1 protein-coding gene is annotated in these 1312 nt (G+C 61.1%); it reads right to left on the reverse strand.

The features are described from left to right. Positions 1-1136, reverse strand: a 1136-nt coding sequence (locus AWC03_RS23670; protein ID WP_142278499.1) for an IS256 family transposase, incomplete at its 3' end; no start/stop codon positions are given. Positions 1137-1312 lie beyond the last annotated feature (176 nt).

Here is a 1312-nt window from a genome sequence, read left to right on the forward strand (position 1 = left end):
CTACGAAGTCCTCGTCGCCCACTGGCAACCCCGCAAACCCGCCACCAATCACCGCTCACCTTGACGATTTCATCCGTCGAGCAGATCACCCGGCGGATCTCCACGTCGTAGTCCAGGAACGGGATGAACTCGTTCCAGGCGTTATCCCAGAGCCGGATCACCGCTGGGTAACGCTGTCCCCACTTCTCGGCCAGCTCGTCGAAGGCTGTGCGGGCCGCGGTGGCGTTGACCGCGGTGTAGATCGGTTTGATATCACGTTTGATCTCGTCCCAGTATTTACGGGAGGTGAGCCGAAACGTGTTGCGTATCAGGTGAATAATGCAGGTCTGCACGATCGCCTGCGGCCAGACGTTACCGACCACTTCGGGCAGCCCTTTGAGTCCGTCGCAGACGACGAAGAACACGTCCTTGATGCCACGGTTGCGCAGATCGGTGAGCACGCTCATCCAGAACTTCGCGCCCTCACCACCAGTGCCTGCCCATAGGCCCAGGATGTCGCGTTCGCCGGCCAGGGTGACGCCAATGGCAGCGTAGAACGGTCGGTTGGCGACCTGACCGTCGCGGACCTTCACCACGATCGCGTCAATGAAGATCGCCGCGTAGGTCTCATCCAGTGGCCGCACCGCCCAGTCATTCATCTCGTCGATGACTTTGTCGGTGATCCGGCTGATCGTCTCCTTGGATACCGAAGCGCCATAGATTTCGGCGAAATGCGCTGAAATCTCGCCGGTGGTCAAGCCTTTGGCGTACAGCGACAACACCACCTCATCGACGCCTGAGAGCCGTCGTTGGCGCTTTTTGACGATCTGGGGCTCGAACGTCGCGGCCCGATCTCGTGGCACATCGAGCTCAACGGGGCCGGTGGTGTCGGTCAGCACCGTCTTGGCGCGGGTGCCGTTACGGATGTTGCCCGCGCCCACTCCGGCCGGGTCATGTTTCTCATAACCCAGGTGCTCGGTCATCTCCTCGTTGAGTGCGGTCTCGATCACCGTCTTGGTCAGCTGCTTGAGCAGCCCGTCCGGTCCGGTCAGCGACAGCCCCTGCTCCTGCGCCAACCGGACCAGCTCGGCCGCAGCCTGCTGCTCGGCCGATTGCTCAGCCTGCTTCTTCTTGGTCACATCATCCAGTGTCGTCATCACGGCACCTTCCTCGCCGAGGAACCCTCAGCGTGTTAGGCCGGAAACACCGTTAAATCCACAGTCCCCAGCACGCATCAACACCACGAAGTGTGACGTGGCGGGGCTGTCTGATTAACGGTGGATCCGACCTTGGCATTTGTTAGTTGCCGGTCGGGGTGATCCGGCCGTTGAAG

It is taken from the genome of Mycobacterium europaeum (assembly GCF_002102155.1).
Lineage (GTDB): Bacteria > Actinomycetota > Actinomycetes > Mycobacteriales > Mycobacteriaceae > Mycobacterium > Mycobacterium europaeum.